Consider the following 19,092-nt stretch of genomic DNA (forward strand, 5'->3'; position numbering starts at 1 on the left):
GGAGCAGCGGGTGACGGATAGGGACAGTAAGTCCGGGACCGACCAGACGTCTGAGGAGCTCACCGTGGAAACCACATCGGTCTTCCGCGCGGACTTCCTCAACGAACTGGACGCCCCGGCGTCGACCGGCACCGAAGGTTCGGTGTCGGGCGTCGAGGGTCTACCTGTGGGATCGGCGTTGCTGGTCGTCAAGCGCGGCCCCAACGCGGGATCGCGGTTCCTGCTCGACCAGCCGACGACGTCGGCGGGCCGGCATCCGGACAGCGATATCTTCCTCGACGACGTCACGGTGAGCCGCCGCCACGCCGAGTTCCGGCTCGAAGGCGGCGAGTTCCAGGTCGTCGATGTCGGCAGCCTCAACGGCACCTATGTCAACCGCGAGCCGGTTGACTCGGCGGTGCTGGCCAACGGTGACGAGGTGCAGATCGGCAAGTTCCGGCTGGTGTTCCTGACCGGGCCCAAGACCGACGACGACAGCGGCCCGGGCAGCTAGCGGGCCCTGCAGCGGATGACGGCACCCGACAGCCCAGCACCCGCCGGGATGTCGATCGGAGCGGTGCTCGATGTGCTCCGACCCGACTTTCCGGACGTCACCATCTCCAAAATCCGGTTCCTGGAGGCCGAGGGGCTGGTGACGCCGGAACGCTCCGCGTCGGGCTACCGGAGGTTCACCGCGTACGACTGTGCCCGGCTCCGCTTCGTCCTGACCGCGCAGCGCGACCAGTACCTGCCACTGAAGGTGATCAAGGCACAGCTGGACGCGCTGCCCGACGGCGAGCTGCCGTCCGTCGGATCCGCTTACGGCATACCGCGATTGGTGCCTGTGTCCGCCAACGGGCAGGACGACCACCCACTGGCCGAGGCGGCTCAGGCCGCTCACGCATCGAGGGTGGCACCCACCCAGATCAGGTTGAGTCGCGAGGATCTGCGTGCCCGCGGCGGCGTCGACGACGAGCTGCTCTCGTCGCTGGTGAAGGCGGGGGTGATCAAACCGGGACCGGCCGGATTCTTCGACGAGCATTCGGTGGTGATCGTCCAATGCGCCAGGGCGCTGGCCGACTACGGGGTGGAACCGCGGCACCTGCGGGCATTCCGGTCGGCGGCGGACCGGCAGTCCGACCTGATTGCCCAGATCGCGGGTCCCACGGTCAAGGCGGGTAAAGCGGGGGCCCGCGACCGTGCCGATGACCTGGCGCGCGAAGTGGCGGCGCTGGCCATCACCCTGCACACGTCGTTGATCAAGTCTGCTGTGCGCGACGTTCTGGATCGGTGAGGATTAGACTCACTAGAGACGGCTAGTGGCGCTGGAGGGCAGACACAGATGGCTGAAGTTCGTGTGGTCGGCATTCGCGTGGAGCAGCCCCAGAACCAGCCGGTGTTGCTGCTCAGGGAGTCCAACGGCGATCGTTACCTGCCGATCTGGATCGGCCAGACGGAGGCCTCGGCCATCGCACTGGAACAGCAGGGTGTCGAAACGACCCGCCCGCTGACTCATGATCTGATCCGAGATCTCATTGCCGCACTTGGCCATACGCTCAAGGAAGTGCGCATCGTCGACCTGAGGGAAGGCACGTTCTACGCCGACCTGATCTTCGACCGCGACATCAAGGTGTCGGCGCGCCCGTCCGACTCGGTGGCGATCGCGTTGCGCGTCGGAGTCCCCATCTACGTGGAGGAGGCGGTGCTGGCAGAAGCCGGCCTGCTGATCCCCGACGAGAACGACGAGGAGTCTTCCGGAGCGGTCCGCGAGGACGAGGTGGAGAAGTTCAAGGAGTTCCTCGACAGCGTCTCACCCGACGACTTCAAGGCCACCTGATCCCGGCAAAAGTTCCCGGCGAAATTCGAGACGGTCACGGAACCGTCTCAACTGCGACTTCCCGGTCGACACGCGGCGGCGATTTCTCGCAACCCGGAACCGGGCAGCCATACTTTGAGGGCGACGGGCAGAAATGGCCCGCCACGAAGCGTATGCTCGACACATTCGAGCTGGTGACGCCTGCGCATCAGTGCAGGTCAGTGCGGGTTTAGAGCGATCTGGACCCGGCGAGTTCGATCGGCGAGAGGATTTCGAGAGTGGGAGACACGCCACGCCAAGAGCAGCTGGATTTGTCCTCCGCGAGCGTGCCTGCGGACCCGGCGGCGCCGAACGAACCGATCCAGGCCGGGCTGTTCCCCGACGACTCTGTGCCTGACGAACTCGTCGGCTACCGCGGTCCCAGCGCCTGTCAGATCGCCGGCATCACCTACCGCCAGCTCGACTACTGGGCCCGCACATCACTGGTGGTTCCGTCGATCCGCGGGGCGGCGGGGTCGGGCAGCCAGCGGCTCTATTCGTTCAAGGACATTCTCGTCCTCAAGATCGTCAAGCGGCTCCTGGACACCGGTATCTCGCTGCACAACATCCGCGTCGCGGTGGACCACCTGCGTCAGCGCGGCGTGCGGGACCTGGCCAACATCACGCTGTTCTCGGACGGCACCACCGTCTACGAGTGCACATCGGCCGAGGAAGTCGTCGACTTGCTGCAGGGCGGGCAGGGCGTGTTCGGGATCGCCGTCTCCGGCGCGATGCGGGAGCTCACGGGCGCGATTGCGGACTTCCCGGGCGAACGGGCCGACGGCGGCGAATCGATCGCCGCTCCAGAGGACGAGCTGGCGTCGCGGCGCAAGCACCGCGACCGCAAGATCGGCTGACACGGCGGGCACCAACGGCGGCCGGTAGAATCGGCCGCGCATCGCCCTTGCGCGGGAGAGCTTCGTGACCGCCAGTCACGGACGCCGAAGGAGCAACACCTCTCCGTCAACCTCTCAGGCACCCAGGACCGCGCACGGCCCCGATGCCTCTGGAAAGCGGTGAGTTTCGCTCACCCGCCCATGGGGAAAGGCCGTGCTCGCCGATTCGGTGAGATGGCCGAATCTCTCAGGCGCCCGGCACGGGTCGACGACAGAGGGGGAGGAACCCGAGCGGTCCCTCACGCCCCAGGAGATCTCGCCAGTGTTCGATCCCCAGCAACTGCGATTCGTCGACCGCCACGTCGGGCCGGACACCCAGGCCATCGCGACCATGCTCGATACCATTGGTGTGGGATCGCTCGATGAGCTGGCAGACAAGGCGCTGCCAGCAGGGATCCTCGACGCGTTGCCGCCCAGCGGCGTAGCCCCCGGCCTCGAGGTGTTGCCGCCGGCGGCCACCGAGGAGGAGGCGCTGGCCGAACTCCGTGCGCTGGCCGATGCGAACACGGTGGCGGTGTCGATGATCGGGCAGGGCTACTTCGACACGCTGACCCCGCCGGTGTTGCGTCGCAACATTCTCGAGAACCCCGCCTGGTACACGGCGTATACGCCGTATCAGCCGGAGATCAGCCAGGGCCGGCTCGAGGCCCTGCTCAACTTCCAGACCATGATCACCGACCTCACCGCGCTCGAGATCGCCAATGCGTCGATGCTCGACGAGGGCACCGCCGCGGCCGAGGCCATGACCCTGATGCACCGGGCGGTCAAGGGCTCGGCGAACCGGTTGGCGGTCGACGCCGACGTCTACAGCCAGACCGCGGCCGTGCTGGAGACCAGGGCGGCGCCGCTCGGCATCGACATCGTGACGGCCGACCTGAGCCAGGGGCTGCCCGACGGCGAGTTCTTCGGGGTCCTCGTGCAGCTGCCGGGTGCCAGCGGGGTCGTGACGGACTGGTCAGCGCTGGTGGCACAGGCCCACGAACGCGGCGCGCTGGTGGCCGTCGGCGCCGACCTGCTCGCCCTCACCCTGATCACCCCGCCCGGTGAGATCGGTGCCGACGTGGCGTTCGGCACCACACAGCGGTTCGGTGTGCCGATGGGGTTCGGCGGCCCCCACGCCGGCTATCTGGCGGTGCACACCAAACACGCCCGCCAGCTGCCCGGCCGGCTGGTCGGGGTGTCCGTGGACGCCGACGGGTCGCCGGCCTACCGCCTGTCGCTGCAGACCCGCGAACAGCACATCCGCAGGGACAAGGCCACCAGCAACATCTGCACCGCCCAGGTGCTATTGGCGGTGGTCGCGGCGATGTACGCCAGCTACCACGGCGCCGAGGGGCTGACCGGCATCGCCCGCCGGGTGCACAGCCACGCGCAGGCGCTGGCCGCCGGGCTGCGCGGTGCCGGCGTCGACGTCGTCCACGACACCTTCTTCGACACGGTGCTCGCCCGCGTGCCCGGCAGGGCCGCTCAGATCCGTGACGACGCCAAGGCCCGCGGTATCAACGTGTGGATGGTCGATGCCGATCACGTGTCGGTGGCGTGTGACGAGGCCACCCGCGCTGCGGACGTCGAGGCGGTCTTGAGCTCGTTCGGGGCGGCGCCCGGGAGCCGGCACGATGGACCCGACATCGCCACCAGGACAGCCACCAGGACATCTAGGTTCCTCACCCATCCCGCGTTCACGCGCCACCGCACCGAGACCGAGATGATGCGGTACCTGCGCTCGCTCGCCGACAAGGACATCGCCCTGGACCGGAGCATGATCCCGCTCGGGTCATGCACCATGAAGCTCAACGCGGCCGCCGAGATGGAGCCGATCACCTGGCCGGAGTTCGCCAGACAGCACCCGTTCGCACCCGCCTCCGACGCGCCGGGGCTGCGCACGCTCATCGCCGACCTGCAGACCTGGCTGACCGCCATCACCGGCTACGACGAGGTGTCCCTGCAGCCCAACGCCGGGTCGCAGGGCGAGTACGCCGGGCTGCTGGCCATCAAGGCCTACCACGAGGACAACGGCGCCCCGGGTCGCGACGTCTGCCTGATCCCGTCCAGCGCACACGGCACCAACGCGGCGTCCGCGGCGCTGGCCGGCATGCGGGTTGTGGTGGTGGCCTGCAGGGCTAACGGTGACGTGGACCTCGACGATCTGCGGGCGAAGGTGGCCGACCACGCGGGCGACCTGGCCGCGCTGATGATCACCTATCCGTCCACCCACGGCGTGTACGAGCACGACATCGCCGACATCTGCGCCGCCGTGCACGATGTGGGCGGACAGGTATACGTCGACGGCGCCAACCTCAACGCGCTGGTCGGCCTGGCCCGGCCCGGCCGGTTCGGCGGCGACGTCAGCCACCTCAATCTGCACAAGACGTTCTGCATCCCGCACGGCGGCGGCGGACCCGGTGTCGGCCCGGTGGCTGTGCGTTCGCACCTGGCCGCGTACCTGCCCGGCCATCCTCTGGCCGACGAGCTCCCCGACCACCACACCGTCTCGGCCGCCCCGTACGGGTCGGCATCGATCCTGCCGATCACCTGGGCCTACATCAGGATGATGGGTGCTGCCGGCCTGCGCGCCGCGTCGCTGACGGCCATCGCGTCGGCGAACTACATCGCGCGGCGGCTCGACGAGTACTACCCGGTGCTGTACACCGGCGAGAACGGCATGGTCGCCCACGAGTGCATCCTGGATCTGCGCGGCATCACCAAGGACACCGGCGTGACCGTCGACGATGTGGCAAAGCGGCTGGCCGACTACGGATTCCACGCGCCGACCATGAGCTTCCCCGTCGCGGGCACGCTGATGGTGGAGCCGACGGAAAGCGAGAGCCTCGCCGAGGTGGACGCGTTCTGTGCGGCGATGATCGCGATCCGCGGGGAGATCGATCAGGTCGGCAGCGGAACCTGGCCGGTGGAGGACAACCCGCTGCGCGGGGCCCCGCACACCGCGGAATGCCTGCTGGTATCCGACTGGAATCACCCGTACACCCGCGAGCAGGCCGCCTACCCGCTGGGCAAGCAGTTCCGGCCCAAGGTGTGGCCCCCGGTGCGGCGCATCGACGGCGCCTACGGCGACCGCAACCTGGTGTGCTCCTGCCCGCCGGTCGAGGCGTTCGCCTGACGCCCGTTCAGGCGAGCAGCTGGGAGATCGCCGCCACCATCTCGGGGGAGTCCGAGCGGGGCACGCCCTCGTAACGACCGCCGGTGATCTCGGCGACCGACTGCCAGGTCGCCCTGTCCGGATCGTCGCCCACGTTGATGACGTCGACCGTGACGGGGCGGGCCTGGTCGGCGTTCTGGCGCAGCATGTCCTGCACACCCTGCGAACCGAGCGTCTGGTCGGTGTGGGGTCCCGACGTGATCACCAGCACCGAATTCTGCTGACCCTGGCGGAAACCCGTCTGCGCCGCGGCGAAGGCGTTGCGCAGCGTGGTGAACGACACCCGACCGTCTGAGGTGGAGGGCAGGTCGTCGAGCGCGGACGTCAGCACCTCCGCGCGGGAGCGGCCGTCCACATCGTCGCCGAGCCCGCCGAGGTTCACCCGCGTCGTGCCCGCAGAGCCGTCGAATGTCATCAGACCGACCGCGGTCGCCGGCGGCAGGGCGGCGATACGCGCGTTCAACGCAGCCACCACCGGAGCCAGGTTGAGCGTCTGGTCCAGCATGATCGTCACCGCGGGGCTTTGCGCCGGCGCCGTCAGCGCGCCTGCCAGGGTGGCCCGCATCTCGTTGTCGCCGACCGACAGGGGCGCCGACAGCGGAGCAAAGGCGGTTACGTCGCTGTGCGGCGGTGTGCCGCCCTCGGTGCGGAACCCGGCCTTGGCCAGCTCGGTGAGCTGCTCGGGCTTACGCATGAACCGGGCGAACTCACTGGCGGCGGCGACCTGCTCCTGCGACAGCCAGTCACCGCTGAGCAGGACGGTCGGATAGTCGGCCAGGGCGGTGGGGCCCGGCGGCAGCCAGGATCCGATGGTGTTGGAGGCGTCGGTCATCTCCGCACCCCGGGCGAAGAGCTGCTGTTCAGTGGTCACGACCGCGTGGACGTCGGCGGTCGCCGGGTCTTCGGCGTTCAGCAAGGCGTCCATCGCGGTGTCGGCACGTTTGTCGGCGAGCCCGGGCTGGCCGGCCATCAGCTGACTCACCGCACCCATCCCCGCGGTCGGGGGAGCGCTGTCAGGCGCCGCGGCGGCGGCCACCGCCTCGGCGGCCAGATAGGTCGCGTCGGCGTCGCCCTCGAGGGGCAGCGCCAGCTTCAGCGACCCCCAGCCGGGCAATCCGAGGCCGTCGAGGCCCGCCGGGTTGCTCTGCAGCGACGGCAGGCTTGCCCAGCTCTGCTGGGCCAGCGCGTCCGCCAGCTGGGGACGCACCGCCAACAGCACGGGCGAGGTGACCAGCGAGCGGCTGTCGCTGACGGTTTGGGGGCCGGCGGCGACCTCCAGCCGCGCCTCGGAGATACCGCTGGCAGGCAGCCACAGCGCGGGACGGTCGCCGAGGTCGGCCGGCCAGTCGCCGGTGAATCCGTTGACCACTTGCTCCGAGTCGGCCGGCTTCACCCCGATCTTCACGCACCGGTCGCCGACGGGGTCGGCGGTTTCGTTGTAGCGGTCGGCCAGCGTCGCGACGTGCTCAGCGATGGTCGGATCGGCGAGCACCGCCACGGCGAGGTCGCCGTCCACGCAGCGTGCGGCCGCCTCGCCGCTGCGGCTGGACAGCGCGTCACCGAAGAAGCGCCACGCGATGACCGCGCCGACCAACACGACGACCGTGACCAGCGCGACAATGACCCCGACGCTGACACCCCGCCGTTTCTGGATCACCGCGCGGTGACTGCCGGTCCATTCGCCGCTGTCCCCGCCGCGGGGCGTACCTGACCCGTCTGCCCGGTTGCCCGAGTCCGAACCCGATTCGATGCCCGCCGCGGGATCGTCGCCGGGGTTCGGCAGATCGCCTGGAGAGTCGTCGGGATCGGGAATGCTGTGCCTGCCCATCCCTAACCTCTGTGCTCGCTTCGTCCGGTCGCCATCGTCGGTTGGCCCGGCCAACCACGCCGCAGTCTAGCCACTGTCGACGTCACCGGGCGCCGCGTGAGGTCACGCACCGGTGCCGGCGGCCCTGGCTTTGAACTCGCGGCGCCTGCGGTGCAGGATCGGCTCCGTGTAGCCGTTGGGCTGCGCCCCGCCGGACAGGATCAGTTCCTGGGCTGCCTGGAACGCGATGCTGGCCTCGGGATCGGGTGCCATCGCCAGATAGCTGGCGTCGGAGGCGTTCTGCCCGTCGACGACGACGGCCATGCGGCGCAGACTCGCCCGCACGTCCTCTTCGGTGATGACTCCATGGCGTAGCCAATTGGCCAGCAACTGACTGGAGATGCGCAGCGTGGCGCGGTCCTCCATCAGCGCGACGTCGTGGATGTCGGGCACCTTCGAGCAGCCCACACCCGCGTCGATCCAGCGGACCACGTAACCCAGGATCGACTGGCAGTTGTTGTCGACCTCCTCGCGGATCTCCTCCGGAGCCCAGGCCAGCTCCTTGGCCAGCGGAATGGTCAGGATCTCGTCGATGCTGGTGCGCTTCTTGCCGGTCAGCTCCTTCTGCACCTCCGCCACGTCGACCTGGTGGTAGTGCATGGCGTGCAGGGTGGCCGCGGTCGGCGAGGGCACCCAGGCGGTGGTGGCGCCCGCCTTGGGCTGGCCGATCTTCTGGGCGACCATGTCGGCCATCAGCTCGGTCATCGCCCACATGCCCTTGCCGATCTGCGCGCGGCCGGTGAATCCGGTGGCCAGGCCCACATCGACGTTCTGGTCCTCGTAGGCCAGGATCCACGGCTGGGTCTTCATCGCACCCTTGCGGATCATCGGACCCGCCTCCATCGACGTGTGGATCTCGTCGCCGGTGCGGTCGAGGAAGCCGGTGTTGATGAACACCACCCGGTCGGCGGCGGCCTTGACGCAGGCCTTGAGGTTGACCGTGGTGCGCCGCTCCTCGTCCATGATGCCGACCTTGAGGGTCGCCTGCGGCAGCCCCAGGACGTCCTCGACCCGGCTGAACAGCTCGCAGGTGAACGCGACCTCGTCGGGGCCGTGCATCTTCGGCTTCACGATGTAGATGGAGCCGGTCCGGCTGTTGATCAGCGGACCGTTGGCCTCCTCGGCCTTCAATCCGTGCATCGCGATCAGGCTGGTGAACAGCGCGTCCTGGATGCCCTCGGGAACCTCCCGGCCCTGGGCGTCGACGATGGCGTCGTTGGTCATGAGATGCCCGACGTTGCGCACGAACAGCAGGCTGCGCCCGGGCAGGGTGAGGTCGGCCCCCTCCGGGTCGCCAGCTGGCCGGGTGTAGGTGCGGTCGCCGTTGAGTGCGCGGGTGAACGTGGTGCCGCCCTTGGTCACCTCTTCGACCAGGTCGCCCCTGTTCAGGCCCAGCCAGTTGCGGTAGCCCAGCACCTTGTCGTCGGCGTCGACGGCGGCCACCGAGTCCTCGAAGTCCATGATCGTGGTGATGGCCGACTCGAGGACGACGTCCTTGATGCCTGCGGCGTCGGTGGAGCCGATCGGGGAGTCGGGATCGATGAGGATCTCGATGTGCAGGCCGTGGTTGCGCAGCAACACCGACCACTGCGGCGAGCCGAGTTCACCGCTGTAGCCGACGAACTGCTCGGGTTCGGCGAGCCCGGTGGACAGGCCGTCGCCGAGGGCGACGACGAGCTCACTCGTGTTGTCCTCCTGGCTGATCTCGATGCCGGTCGCCTCGCCCCAGCTGCCCGACGCGAGCGGGACGGCGCCGTCGAGGAAGTCGCGCGCGTAGGCGATGACCTTGTCGCCGCGGACCGTGTTGTATCCGCCGTTGCCGTCCGGATGGACCCTCTCCGCGCCGTCGTCCTCCGAGATCACGTTTGTGCCGTACAGCGCGTCGTACAGCGAGCCCCAGCGGGCGTTGGCGGCGTTGAGCGCGAAACGGGCGTTGAGGATCGGCACGACCAGCTGCGGGCCTGACGTGGTGGTGATCTCATCGTCGACACCCGAGGTGGTGATGGTGAAGTCGTCGGGTTCGGGCAGCAGGTAGCCGATGTCGATGAGGTACTGCTTGTAGTCCTGTCTGAGGGCAGGGGAGTCGATGGGCTCGATCACGCGCTGGCGGTGAAACCGGTCGATCTGGGACTGCAGGTCGTCGCGCCGGGCGAGCAGGTCTTCGTTCTGCGGAGTCAGGTCGGCGACGACCTTGTCCACGCCCGACCAGAAGGTCTCGGGGTCGAGATCGGTGCCCGGCAGCGCCTCGTTGGTGATGAAGTCGTACAGCACCTTGGCCACGCGCAGGTTGCCCACCGTCACGCGATCAGTCATGCGCGATCCGCCTTCGGTGCTCGCTTGCTGGTCATCGTTTCCTCCTCGGCTGAGGGCGCCGCCAGGCGCTTCTGCATCGTCGCGGCGCTTCCGTTCCTGCTCGGTGCCGTTTGTCCAGCTTACCCATGGGTAACGCCGACCATTTCGGCGTGCTCCACAGGGTTGGGCACTGGATCGATCTCGCGACCCACCGGTCGGTTGCTCTCCGGGGGCAACACGGTGCAAGCCTTCTGCAGCGCCGCCCTCAGCGGCTCCGCCCGGGCGGCGATCTCCTGCTGGGCCCGCACGTACTCCGCACGGCCCGTGGCCGTTTCGACGGCGATCGGCGTGAAGCCGTAGCCGCTCAGGTCGTAGGGACTTGCCCGCATGTCGACGGCCCGCGCGGCGGCCGCCAGTTCCAGACTGTCCATCAGCAGCTCAGAGGCCACCAGCGGGCCGAGCTTGTAGGCCCACTTGTAGAGGTCCATCGCGGCGTGGATGCAGCCGGGTTGTTCGCTGCGGATCTGCCCGGCGCGGCTCAGCTGCTCGCAGTTGCGCTGCGCGGCGGGGCCGGTGAAGAAGCGGTAGGCATCGAAGTGGCTGCAGCGCAAGGAAATCGATTCCACCACCGCGTCGGTGCCCGCTGCGCCGAGGCGCAGCGGAACCTGGCTGTGCCGCACCTCGGGTGCCCGGTAGACCATCGCCCATTCGTGCAGCCCGAAGCAGTTCAGCCGGGGCGGCCGGGACGCCGTGGCGTGCAACAGCTCGGCGATGAACCGCACGGTGTCGGCGCGGGCCAGCAGATGCGCACGGGTCACGGTGACGCCGTCGGGATGACCGCCGTACCCGCTGCGGGTGAGGTAGCCCCGCGCGCGATCCCCGGCGAGGACGACGCCGTAGCCCGGATGCCAACGGCGCAGCTGCCGCGGCCGCAGGCTGTAGTAGGTGAACAGGAAGTCCCACACCGGGTGCGCCGCACCCGCGCGCTGCCTGCGCAGGTGCGGCTCCAGGAAGGTGTCGACGCGGTCGCCGTGCAACCGTTCGCGACGGGTCCAGGTGACTTCGTCGAGGACCTCAGACACGGTGGGTCCCGTCTCGCACGGTGCCGACCAGGTCCTCGACCAGGTCCTCGAGCGCCACCATCGCCGTCACCGTGTCACCGGAGGTCACCAGCGCCAGGTGGCTGTTGCTGCGGCGCAGCCGCGACAGCGCGTCGGGCAGCGGCAGCGTCGCGGGGACCTGGGGCAGCGGACGCACCATCGAGCGCTCCAGCACCGCGTCGGGATCGTCGACCAGCGACAGCACGTCCTTGATGTGCAGGTACCCGACGAACTGACCGGACGGGTCGGCGACGGGGAACCGGGAGTAGCCGGTCTCGGCCAGCGCGTGCTCGACCGCACCGACCGTCGGGCCGGTATCGGCCGAGGCGGCGGGAATGGCGTGGATCTCGCTCAGCGGCAAGGCGACGTCGTTGACCACCCGGTTGCGGATCTGCAGGGCGCGGGTCAGGCGGCTGTGCTCCTCGGGGTCCAGCAGGCCCTCGGAGACGGATTCGGCGATCATCTCCGACAGTTCGACGGTGGACACCGTCACGTCGAGTTCGTCGCGCGGTTCGACCCGGAACGCGCGCAGGGTGGCGTTGGCACACCAGTTGTAGAACGCGATCAGCGGCCGGGCGGCGCGGATGTAGACAAGATAGGTGGGGATGAGCAGCATCGCCGTCGACTCCGGCCCGGCGATCGCGATGTTCTTCGGCACCATCTCGCCGAGCAGCACGTGCAGGATCACCACGACCGAAAGGGCCACCACGAAGGACACCGGGTGCAGCAGCGCTTCGGGAATGCCTGCCGCGGCGAACGGCCGCTCCAGCACATGGGCGAACGCAGGCTCGGCGACCCGGCCCAGCAGGATCGAACAGATGGTGATGCCCAGCTGGGCGCCCGCAAGCATCAACGACAGGTTCTCACCGGCCCGGATCACGGTCACCGCGCTCGTCTTGCCCTGCTCGGCCAGCGCCTCGAGCCGGTCGCGCCGCGCGGAGATCAGCGCGAACTCCGACCCCACGAAGAACGCATTGGCCGCCAACAGCAGCACGGTCAGCAACACACCGAAGACGTCACCCATCAGTGGTCGTCCCCGCGTGCGTCGGCCTCGCCGCGGCGGCCGATCTCGGTGAGCTCCAGCAGGTCGATGCGCCTGCCGTCCATCCGGATCACCGTGGCCAGCCAGCGCACCGGATCTTCCAGCGGTCCGTCAGGGTCGAACGCCGTGAGCTCCACCGCCTCACCCGGCTCCGGTATGTGCCCGAGTTCCTGCAGGATCAGCCCGCCGATGGTCTCGTACTCACCTTCCGGTGCCCGGAACCCGGTTTCGGTGGCGACCTCGTCGATGCGCAGCAGCCCAGAGACCTGCCAGCCCCGGCCGGCGGCCACGACGTCGGGGGTGGCGTCGTCGTGTTCGTCGCGGACGTCGCCGACGATCTCCTCGATCAGGTCCTCGACGGTGACCATGCCCGCCGTACCGCCGTACTCGTCGACCACCAGCGCCGTCTGCAGGCCGTTCGCCCTGATCTGGGTCATCACGGCGTCGCCGTCCAGCGTCGAGGGCACCTTGGCCACCGGCAGCGCCAGCACCGCAAGCCGGGTGTTGGCGCGCTCCTCCTGGGGCACCGCGAAGACCTGTTTGACGTGCACCATGCCGATGGTCTCGTCGAGGTCGCCCTCGACGATGGGGAACCGGGAGTAGCCGGTTTCGATCGCCACCGCCACCAGGTCGGCGACGGTGTCGTCGGCTTCGAGTGTCTCGATCTTGGATCGCGGTGTCATGAGCTCCTCGGCGGTGCGGTCGCCGAACTGCAGCGACCGATCCACCAGGGTTGCGGTCACGGGGTCCAGCGATCCGCTGCGCGCCGAGGTGCGCACCAGCGACGTCAGCTCCTGGGCCGAGCGCGCCGAGCGCAGCTCCTCGGCGGGTTCGATGCCCATCTTGCGCAGGATCCAGTTCGCGGTGCCGTTCGTCAGCCGGATGAGCGGGGTGAACAGCATCGAGAACAGCAGCTGCGGGCCCGCCGCCGCGCGCGCGGTCGGCACCGGACGGGCGACGGCGAGGTTCTTGGGCACCAGCTCGCCGAACACCATCGACAGCGATGTCGCGATGAGCACCGCCAGCGTCAACGCCAGCCCGCCGGCCACATTCGGCGCGAGGTGCAGTGCCTCCAGCCCCGGCCGCAGCAACCGCGCCAGCACCGGCTCGGCCAGGTAGCCGGTAGCCAGTGTGGTGATCGAAATGCCCACCTGAGCCCCGGACAGCTGGAACGACAGGGTGCGGTGGGCCCGGCGCACCATCTGGTCGCGCCGGTCACCGGTGCGTGCGTTGGCCTCGACAGTGCTTCGCTCCAGCGCCGTCAACGAGAACTCCGCCGCGACGAACACCGCGGTGCCCGCGGTCAGCAAGACGATCGCCAGCAGCGACAGCAGGGAGTAGCCGACGCTCATCGCGGGCCGGCACCTGGCGGAGCGGCGGGGACGCCGGGTCGACGACCCGGCTGACTAGGGGAGGGCTCGGCTTCGGGTGGCTCGTGCGGCGGCAGTGCGGCCTGGTCAGCCGGCCCGGAACGCGGCGCCTCCACCGGTGCCTGCGGCACGTCAACCCTTTCCTTCGATTCGCGGGTCCGCGCAGCCCGACGCTGCGTGATGTGTGAACGGTGAGGCACATGCTAGTCCGATTCGCGGGATCCGCCCGGGGATGCCGCTCCAAATCGGCGCATCCGCGCACAGTGGACCTCGGCGCATCCGCGCACAGTGGACTTCGGCGCATCCGCGCACAGTGGACCGAAGTATCGAAAGGCTAACCTTAGCCAGTGGTAGGTTCGGGTTCACCCAATCTCCTTGCCAGCCAGTTCACAGGAAGGCAGTCACGCGTCATGTCGATCCCGAAGTCGACCCCGAAGTCCACTTCGATCAGGCGTTTTGCCTGCATCATCGCCGCCTCGGCGGCGACCCTCGCGCTCGGCGCCTGCGGGTCCGAGTCGGCGTCCACCGGTTCGGGCGAAACCGCCGAGGCCGCAGACAAGATCACCGTCTATTCCGGCCGGAACGAGGAGCTGATCGGCCCTCTCATCAAGCAGTTCACCACCGACACCGGCATCGAGGTCGAGACGCGCTACGCGGGCTCCGGTGAGCTGGCGGCCCAACTGATCACCGAGGGGGACAAGTCGCCCGCCGACGTATTCCTGTCGCAGGATGCGGGCGCACTCGGCGCGGTCTCCAACGCGAGCCTGTTCGCGCCGATCGACGCGACGACGCTGGAGGCGGTGCCCGCGAACTTCTCGGCCGCCGACGGCACCTGGGTGGGGGTGTCCGGCCGGGCCCGCGTCATCGTGTTCAACCCGGAATTGGCGCCCACGCCGCCCGACACGATCGACGCGGTGCTCGCCCCGGAGTGGAAGGGCAAGGTCGGATACGCGCCGAGCAACGCGTCGTGGCAGTCGTTCGTCACGGGCCTGCGTGTGATCCGCGGCGAGGACGGCGCCCGGCAGTGGCTGGAGGCGTTCAAGGCCAACGACCCGCAGGCATTCGAGAACAACGTCGCAGTGCGCGACGCCGTCGACTCCGGGCAGGTGCCGCTCGGCCTGGTCAACCACTACTACCTCTACGAACTGATCCACGCCAAGGGCGCCGACGCGGTCAAGGCCCAGAACCAGTTCATGGCGCCGGGTGACCCCGGCGGGCTGATCAACGTCGCAGGCGTCGGTGTGCTCAAGTCCGCGCCGAATCCGGAGGGCGCGCAGGCGTTCGCGGCCTACCTCGTGGGAACGTCGGCGCAGGAGTACTTCGCCGGCGAGACCGCGGAGTACCCGCTGATCGCCGGCGTCGAACCGTCCTCAGAGATGCCGGCGCTCAGCGCCCTGCAGCCGCCCGCCGTCGACCTGTCCCAGCTCGACGACATCGAGGCGACCCAGGAGATGCTGGTCGAAACCGGTCTGCTGACGAACTGACGCGGTGGCGTCCCCAGCCCGCGGCACCCGGCTACCCGCGCTGCTGCTGATCCCGGGCGCCCTCGTGGCCGCGGGGACCCTGCTGCCGCTGGTTTACCTCGCGCAACGGGCAACGGAGCGGGGCGCGACGTTTGTCGTCGACGAACTGGTCCAGCCCCGCACCGCCGCGCTGGTCGGCCGGTCGCTTCTGCTGGTGGCCGTCGTCACGACGGCCTGTGTCGTCATCGGGGTGGCGCTGGCGGTCCTGGTGACCCGCACCGACGTGCCTGCCCGGCGCGCGTGGGCGGTCGCGCTGACCCTGCCCCTGGCGATGCCCAGCTATCTGCTGGCCTATCTCTGGGTGTCGGCGTACCCGGGCGTGGCCGGCTTCTGGGGTGCCACCCTGGTGCTCGTCCTGGTCAGCTACCCGCTGGTGATGATCACCACCATCGCCGCGCTGTCCCGCGTCGACCCCGCCCAGGAAGAAGTGGCCAGGTCGCTGGGGCGGGGCGGGCTGTCGGTGCTGTTCTCGGTGACCCTGCGTCAGGCCCGCGCGTCGATCGCCGCGGGCGCGTTGCTGGTCGCGCTGTATGTCCTCAGCGATTTCGGGGCGGTCGCCGCGATGCGCTACGAGGCATTCACCTGGGTGATCTACGGCGCCTACCGCTCGGGGTTCAATCCTTCGCGGGCGGCGGTGCTCTCGATGGTGCTGCTGGCGTTTGCGGTGGCGTTGGTGGTCGCCGAGGGGCTGGCCAGGGGCCGCGCCGCGGCGTCCAGGGTCGGCGGCGGCGCGCCGCGACCCGCGCCGCTCAACCGGCTCGGGCGGTGGTGGCCTGTCGCCCTGGTGGCGCCCGCGGCGGCGCTGATCGCCGCCATCGGTGTGCCGACGGTGGTGCTGGCGCGCTGGTTGCTGACCGCCGGAGCCCGGTGGGACGGTCGCGAGTGGGTGATGGCCCTAGGCTCCACCCTGTGGCTGTCGCTGGTTGCCGCGCTGGTGTGCACGGTGGCTGCACTGCCCGTCGGGGTGCTCGCGGCCCGGCACCGCACCCGGGCGACCCGGGCGCTGGAGGGGGCGAGCTACGTTGCGCATGGGCTGCCCTCGATCGTGGTTGCGATCTCGATGGTGTCGGTCGGTGTATTGCTCCTGCGCCCGCTCTATCAGCGGGAGCCGCTGCTGATCCTGGCCTACGCGGTGCTGTTCGTGCCGCTGGCGATCGGTTCGGTGCGGGCCGCGGTGGAGGCGGCGCCGATCCGGCTGGAGGAGGTGGCCCGCTCGCTGGGCAGACCGCCCCTGCGGGCATTCGGTAGGGTCACGGCCAGGATCGCGGCGCCCGGCATCGCGGCCGGTGCGGCTCTGGTGCTGCTGACCTGCATGAAGGAGCTTCCGGTTACCCTCCTGCTGCATCCCACCGGGACGCAGACGCTCGCGACCCGGTTGTGGGGATACAGCTCGGTCAGCGACTACGCGGCGGCCGCGCCGTACGCGGCAGCGCTGCTGGTCTTCGCCGCCGTGCCGACCGCTCTGCTCGGTCTGTTCAGCGCGGGACTCGGTGAGGGGCGCAGTGACTGAGCAGCGGCTCGCACCGGTGTCCACGGGTGTGGCGGCCACCGGCATCCACAAATCGTTCGGCCGCAGGACGGTGCTCGACGGGGTGGACCTGGAGGTGCCTGCGGGCACGATCACCGCGGTGCTCGGACCGTCCGGCTGCGGCAAGACCACCCTGCTGCGCATCCTGGCCGGCTTCGACCTCCCCGATGCGGGCGTCGTCCGGATCGGCGGCGAAGCGGTGGCGGGCAACGGTACCGCGGTGCCCGCCCACCGCCGACACGTCGGCCTCATGCCGCAGGAGGGGGCGTTGTTCCCGCACCTGAGCGTCGCGGGCAACATCGCCTTCGGCCTGGGCCGGCCATCGCGCAATGGCACCAGATCCGCGATCGAGCACTGGCTGGCCGTCGTCGGGCTGGAGGACAAGGCCGACGCGCGCCCGCACGAGCTGTCGGGCGGCCAGCAGCAGCGGGTCGCGCTGGCCCGGGCGCTGGCCGCACGCCCGAAGGTGCTGCTGCTCGACGAACCGTTCGCGGCGCTGGACGCCGGGCTGCGGGTGCGCGTCCGCGAGGACATCGCAACAATCCTGCGCTCCGCGGGCACGACGGCGCTGCTGGTCACCCACGACCAGGCCGAGGCGCTGTCGCTGGCCGACTCGGTGGCCCTGCTGATGGCGGGTTCGGTGGCCCAGCACGCGGCGCCCGCAGAGGTGTATGCACGACCCGCGACGCTGGCGGCGGCGCGGTTCGTCGGCGCGACGGTCGAGCTGCGCGGGCAGTGCCGGTCGGGTCGGGTGCACACCGCGCTGGGGACCCATGGCACGCGGCTGCCTGCGCACGACGGTCCGGTCGTTGCGGTGCTGCGCCCCGAGCAGCTGCGGATCGGTGACGCCGGCGCCGGGCCTGCGGCCACGGTCACCGCGTGCCGGTTCTACGGCGCGGACACCATCGTGCACGTCAGGCTCGACGACGGCAGCGCCGTACAGCTGCGTATGCCCGGGCAGCCCGCGATCGACGACGGTGACGCCGTCAGCGTCCACGTCACCGGGGACGTGCTGGCCTACCCGTCACCAGCCAGTCGGTAGCGGGTGCCCCTCGGCGAACCCGGCCGCCGACTGCACCCCGAGGACGACCTTCTCGTGCAGCTCGGGCAGGTTCGCCGCGCCGACATAGGTGCACGTGCTGCGCACACCCGAAGTGACGTGATCGATCAGGTCCTCGACTCCACCGCACGCAGGGTCCAGTGCCATGCGCGACGTCGAGATGCCCTCCTCGAACAGCGCCTTGCGGGCCCGGTCGAACGGGCTGTCGGAGGCGGTGCGCGCCGCGACGGCCCGTTTGGAGGCCATGCCGTAGCTCTCCTTGTAGAGCCGGTCCTCGCGGTCGTGCATGAGGTCGCCGGGTGACTCGTAGGTCCCGGCGAACCAGGAGCCGATCATCACGTTGGCCGCGCCGGCGGCGAGCGCCAGTGCGACGTCGCGGGGATGCCTGACGCCGCCGTCGGCCCATACGTGCGCGCCGAGTTCCCTGGCCGCCGCCGCGCATTCGACGACGGCGGAGAACTGTGGGCGGCCGACGCCGGTCATCATCCTGGTCGTGCACATCGCGCCGGGTCCGACGCCCACCTTGACGATCGACGCGCCCGCGCCGATCAGGTCACGGGTGCCCTCGGCGGAGACCACGTTGCCCGCGACGATCGGCAGCCCCAGCTCCAGCGAGGACACCGACTTGATCGCGTCGAGCATCTTGACCTGGTGGCCGTGGGCCGTGTCGATCACCAGCAGGTCGACCCCGGCCTCGGCGAGCGCGCGGGCCTTGGCCCCGACGTCGCCGTTGATGCCGACCGCGGCGGCGATCCGAAGCCGTTCCTTGGCGTCGATGGCGGGGGAGTAGATGCCGGCGCGCACGGCGCCGGTGCGGGTCAGCACGCCTGCGAGCGTGCCGTCCGGTCCGGTCATCACCGCGACGCCGACGGGGACGTGTTCGAGCAGGTCGAAGACCTTTCGGGGGTCGGTGCCGGCCGGCGCGGTGACGAAGTCGCTGATCGCGATGTCGCGGACCCGGGTGAACCGGTCCACCCCCGCGGTGGCCGACTCGGTGACCAGTCCGATGGGGCGTCCCTCGAACACGACGACGGCCACACCATGCGCGCGCTTCGGGATGAGGGCGGTCGCGTCCGACACCGAGTCGTCGGGACCGAGCGTCACCGGGGTGTCCACCACCAGGTCACGGCTCTTGATGAAGTCGACGGTCTGCTTGACCACCGAGATGGGCAGATCCTGCGGCAGGACGACCAGGCCGCCCCGGCGGGCCACCGTCTCGGCCATCCTGCGGCCCGCGACCGCGGTCATGTTCGCGACCACCACGGGGATCGTCGTACCCGAACCGTCGACGGTGGACAGGTCGACGTCGAAGCGCGACGCCACGTCGGTGCGTCCCGGCACGATGAAGACGTCGTTGTAGGTCAGGTCGTAGGGCGGCACGTGCCCATCAAGGAATCTCATCGGAGTCTCATCGGCGTCTCAT

General features: G+C 69.8%; 14 protein-coding genes and 1 riboswitch. Of the genes, 8 read left to right on the top strand and 6 right to left on the bottom strand.

Features of this window, described 5'->3' with window-relative positions:
- The first annotated feature begins 10 nt into the window (after positions 1-10).
- The 5 genes from garA (at position 11) to gcvP (ending at position 5,848) form a co-directional block, all read left to right on the top strand.
- Entirely contained in the window at positions 11-493 is a 483-nt protein-coding gene (gene garA / locus ADBZ6K_RS23225) for a glycogen accumulation regulator GarA (RefSeq protein ID WP_526351113.1), read from the top strand.
- A gap of 15 nt (positions 494-508) precedes the next feature.
- Complete coding sequence (gene ftsR / locus ADBZ6K_RS23230) at positions 509-1,273, top strand: transcriptional regulator FtsR (protein WP_526351115.1); 765 nt, start codon at positions 509-511, stop codon at positions 1,271-1,273.
- Between the two features lie 48 nt (positions 1,274-1,321).
- Entirely contained in the window at positions 1,322-1,816 is a 495-nt protein-coding gene (locus ADBZ6K_RS23235) for a bifunctional nuclease family protein (RefSeq protein ID WP_526351117.1), read from the top strand.
- Between the two features lie 257 nt (positions 1,817-2,073).
- Positions 2,074-2,691 (top strand): MerR family transcriptional regulator, encoded by a 618-nt coding sequence (locus ADBZ6K_RS23240; RefSeq protein ID WP_526351119.1) that lies wholly within the window; start codon positions 2,074-2,076, stop codon positions 2,689-2,691.
- A 42-nt stretch (positions 2,692-2,733) separates the two neighbouring features.
- A riboswitch (glycine riboswitch) is annotated at positions 2,734-2,832 on the top strand.
- Positions 2,833-3,010: 178 nt separating this feature from the next.
- Positions 3,011-5,848: an aminomethyl-transferring glycine dehydrogenase gene (gcvP, locus tag ADBZ6K_RS23245; protein ID WP_526351190.1), complete on the top strand. Its 2,838-nt coding sequence runs from the start codon at positions 3,011-3,013 to the stop codon at positions 5,846-5,848.
- Positions 5,849-5,855: 7 nt separating this feature from the next.
- Here the strand turns inward: gcvP and ADBZ6K_RS23250 are convergent, their stop codons facing one another.
- The 5 genes from ADBZ6K_RS23250 to ADBZ6K_RS23270 all read right to left on the bottom strand — a co-directional run bounded on the left by ADBZ6K_RS23250 (position 5,856) and on the right by ADBZ6K_RS23270 (position 13,540).
- Positions 5,856-7,715, bottom strand: a complete 1,860-nt coding sequence (locus ADBZ6K_RS23250; protein ID WP_526351121.1) for a vWA domain-containing protein — start codon at positions 7,713-7,715, stop codon at positions 5,856-5,858.
- 102 nt (positions 7,716-7,817) lie between these two features.
- Positions 7,818-10,067: a malate synthase G gene (locus ADBZ6K_RS23255; RefSeq protein WP_526351123.1), complete on the bottom strand. Its 2,250-nt coding sequence runs from the start codon at positions 10,065-10,067 to the stop codon at positions 7,818-7,820.
- Positions 10,068-10,186: 119 nt separating this feature from the next.
- Positions 10,187-11,128: a 3-methyladenine DNA glycosylase gene (locus ADBZ6K_RS23260; RefSeq protein WP_526351125.1), complete on the bottom strand. Its 942-nt coding sequence runs from the start codon at positions 11,126-11,128 to the stop codon at positions 10,187-10,189.
- Entirely contained in the window at positions 11,121-12,170 is a 1,050-nt protein-coding gene (locus ADBZ6K_RS23265) for a CBS domain-containing protein (protein WP_526351127.1), read from the bottom strand. Before ADBZ6K_RS23265 ends, ADBZ6K_RS23260 begins: the two co-directional genes overlap by 8 nt.
- Positions 12,170-13,540: a CNNM domain-containing protein gene (locus ADBZ6K_RS23270; RefSeq protein WP_526351129.1), complete on the bottom strand. Its 1,371-nt coding sequence runs from the start codon at positions 13,538-13,540 to the stop codon at positions 12,170-12,172. Before ADBZ6K_RS23270 ends, ADBZ6K_RS23265 begins: the two co-directional genes overlap by 1 nt.
- A gap of 428 nt (positions 13,541-13,968) precedes the next feature.
- Between ADBZ6K_RS23270 and ADBZ6K_RS23275 the strand changes: the two genes are divergently transcribed.
- The 3 genes from ADBZ6K_RS23275 to ADBZ6K_RS23285 are packed head-to-tail and all read left to right on the top strand — an operon-like array spanning position 13,969 to position 17,651.
- Complete coding sequence (locus tag ADBZ6K_RS23275) at positions 13,969-15,042, top strand: iron ABC transporter substrate-binding protein (protein ID WP_526351131.1); 1,074 nt, start codon at positions 13,969-13,971, stop codon at positions 15,040-15,042.
- Between the two features lie 4 nt (positions 15,043-15,046).
- Positions 15,047-16,591 carry an ABC transporter permease gene (locus ADBZ6K_RS23280; protein WP_526351133.1) on the top strand — a complete coding sequence of 515 codons (1,545 nt, stop codon included), beginning with the start codon at positions 15,047-15,049 and terminating at the stop codon, positions 16,589-16,591.
- Entirely contained in the window at positions 16,584-17,651 is a 1,068-nt protein-coding gene (locus ADBZ6K_RS23285) for an ABC transporter ATP-binding protein (protein ID WP_526351135.1), read from the top strand. Before ADBZ6K_RS23280 ends, ADBZ6K_RS23285 begins: the two co-directional genes overlap by 8 nt.
- On the opposite strand, the gene ADBZ6K_RS23290 is transcribed toward ADBZ6K_RS23285, so the two are convergent.
- Positions 17,634-19,070, bottom strand: coding sequence for a GuaB1 family IMP dehydrogenase-related protein (locus ADBZ6K_RS23290; RefSeq protein WP_526351137.1), 1,437 nt, complete (start codon positions 19,068-19,070; stop codon positions 17,634-17,636). The genes ADBZ6K_RS23285 and ADBZ6K_RS23290 overlap by 18 nt on opposite strands.
- Positions 19,071-19,092 lie beyond the last annotated feature (22 nt).

The sequence above is a fragment of the Mycobacterium sp. genome, from assembly GCF_044223235.1.
Taxonomy (GTDB): domain Bacteria; phylum Actinomycetota; class Actinomycetes; order Mycobacteriales; family Mycobacteriaceae; genus Mycobacterium.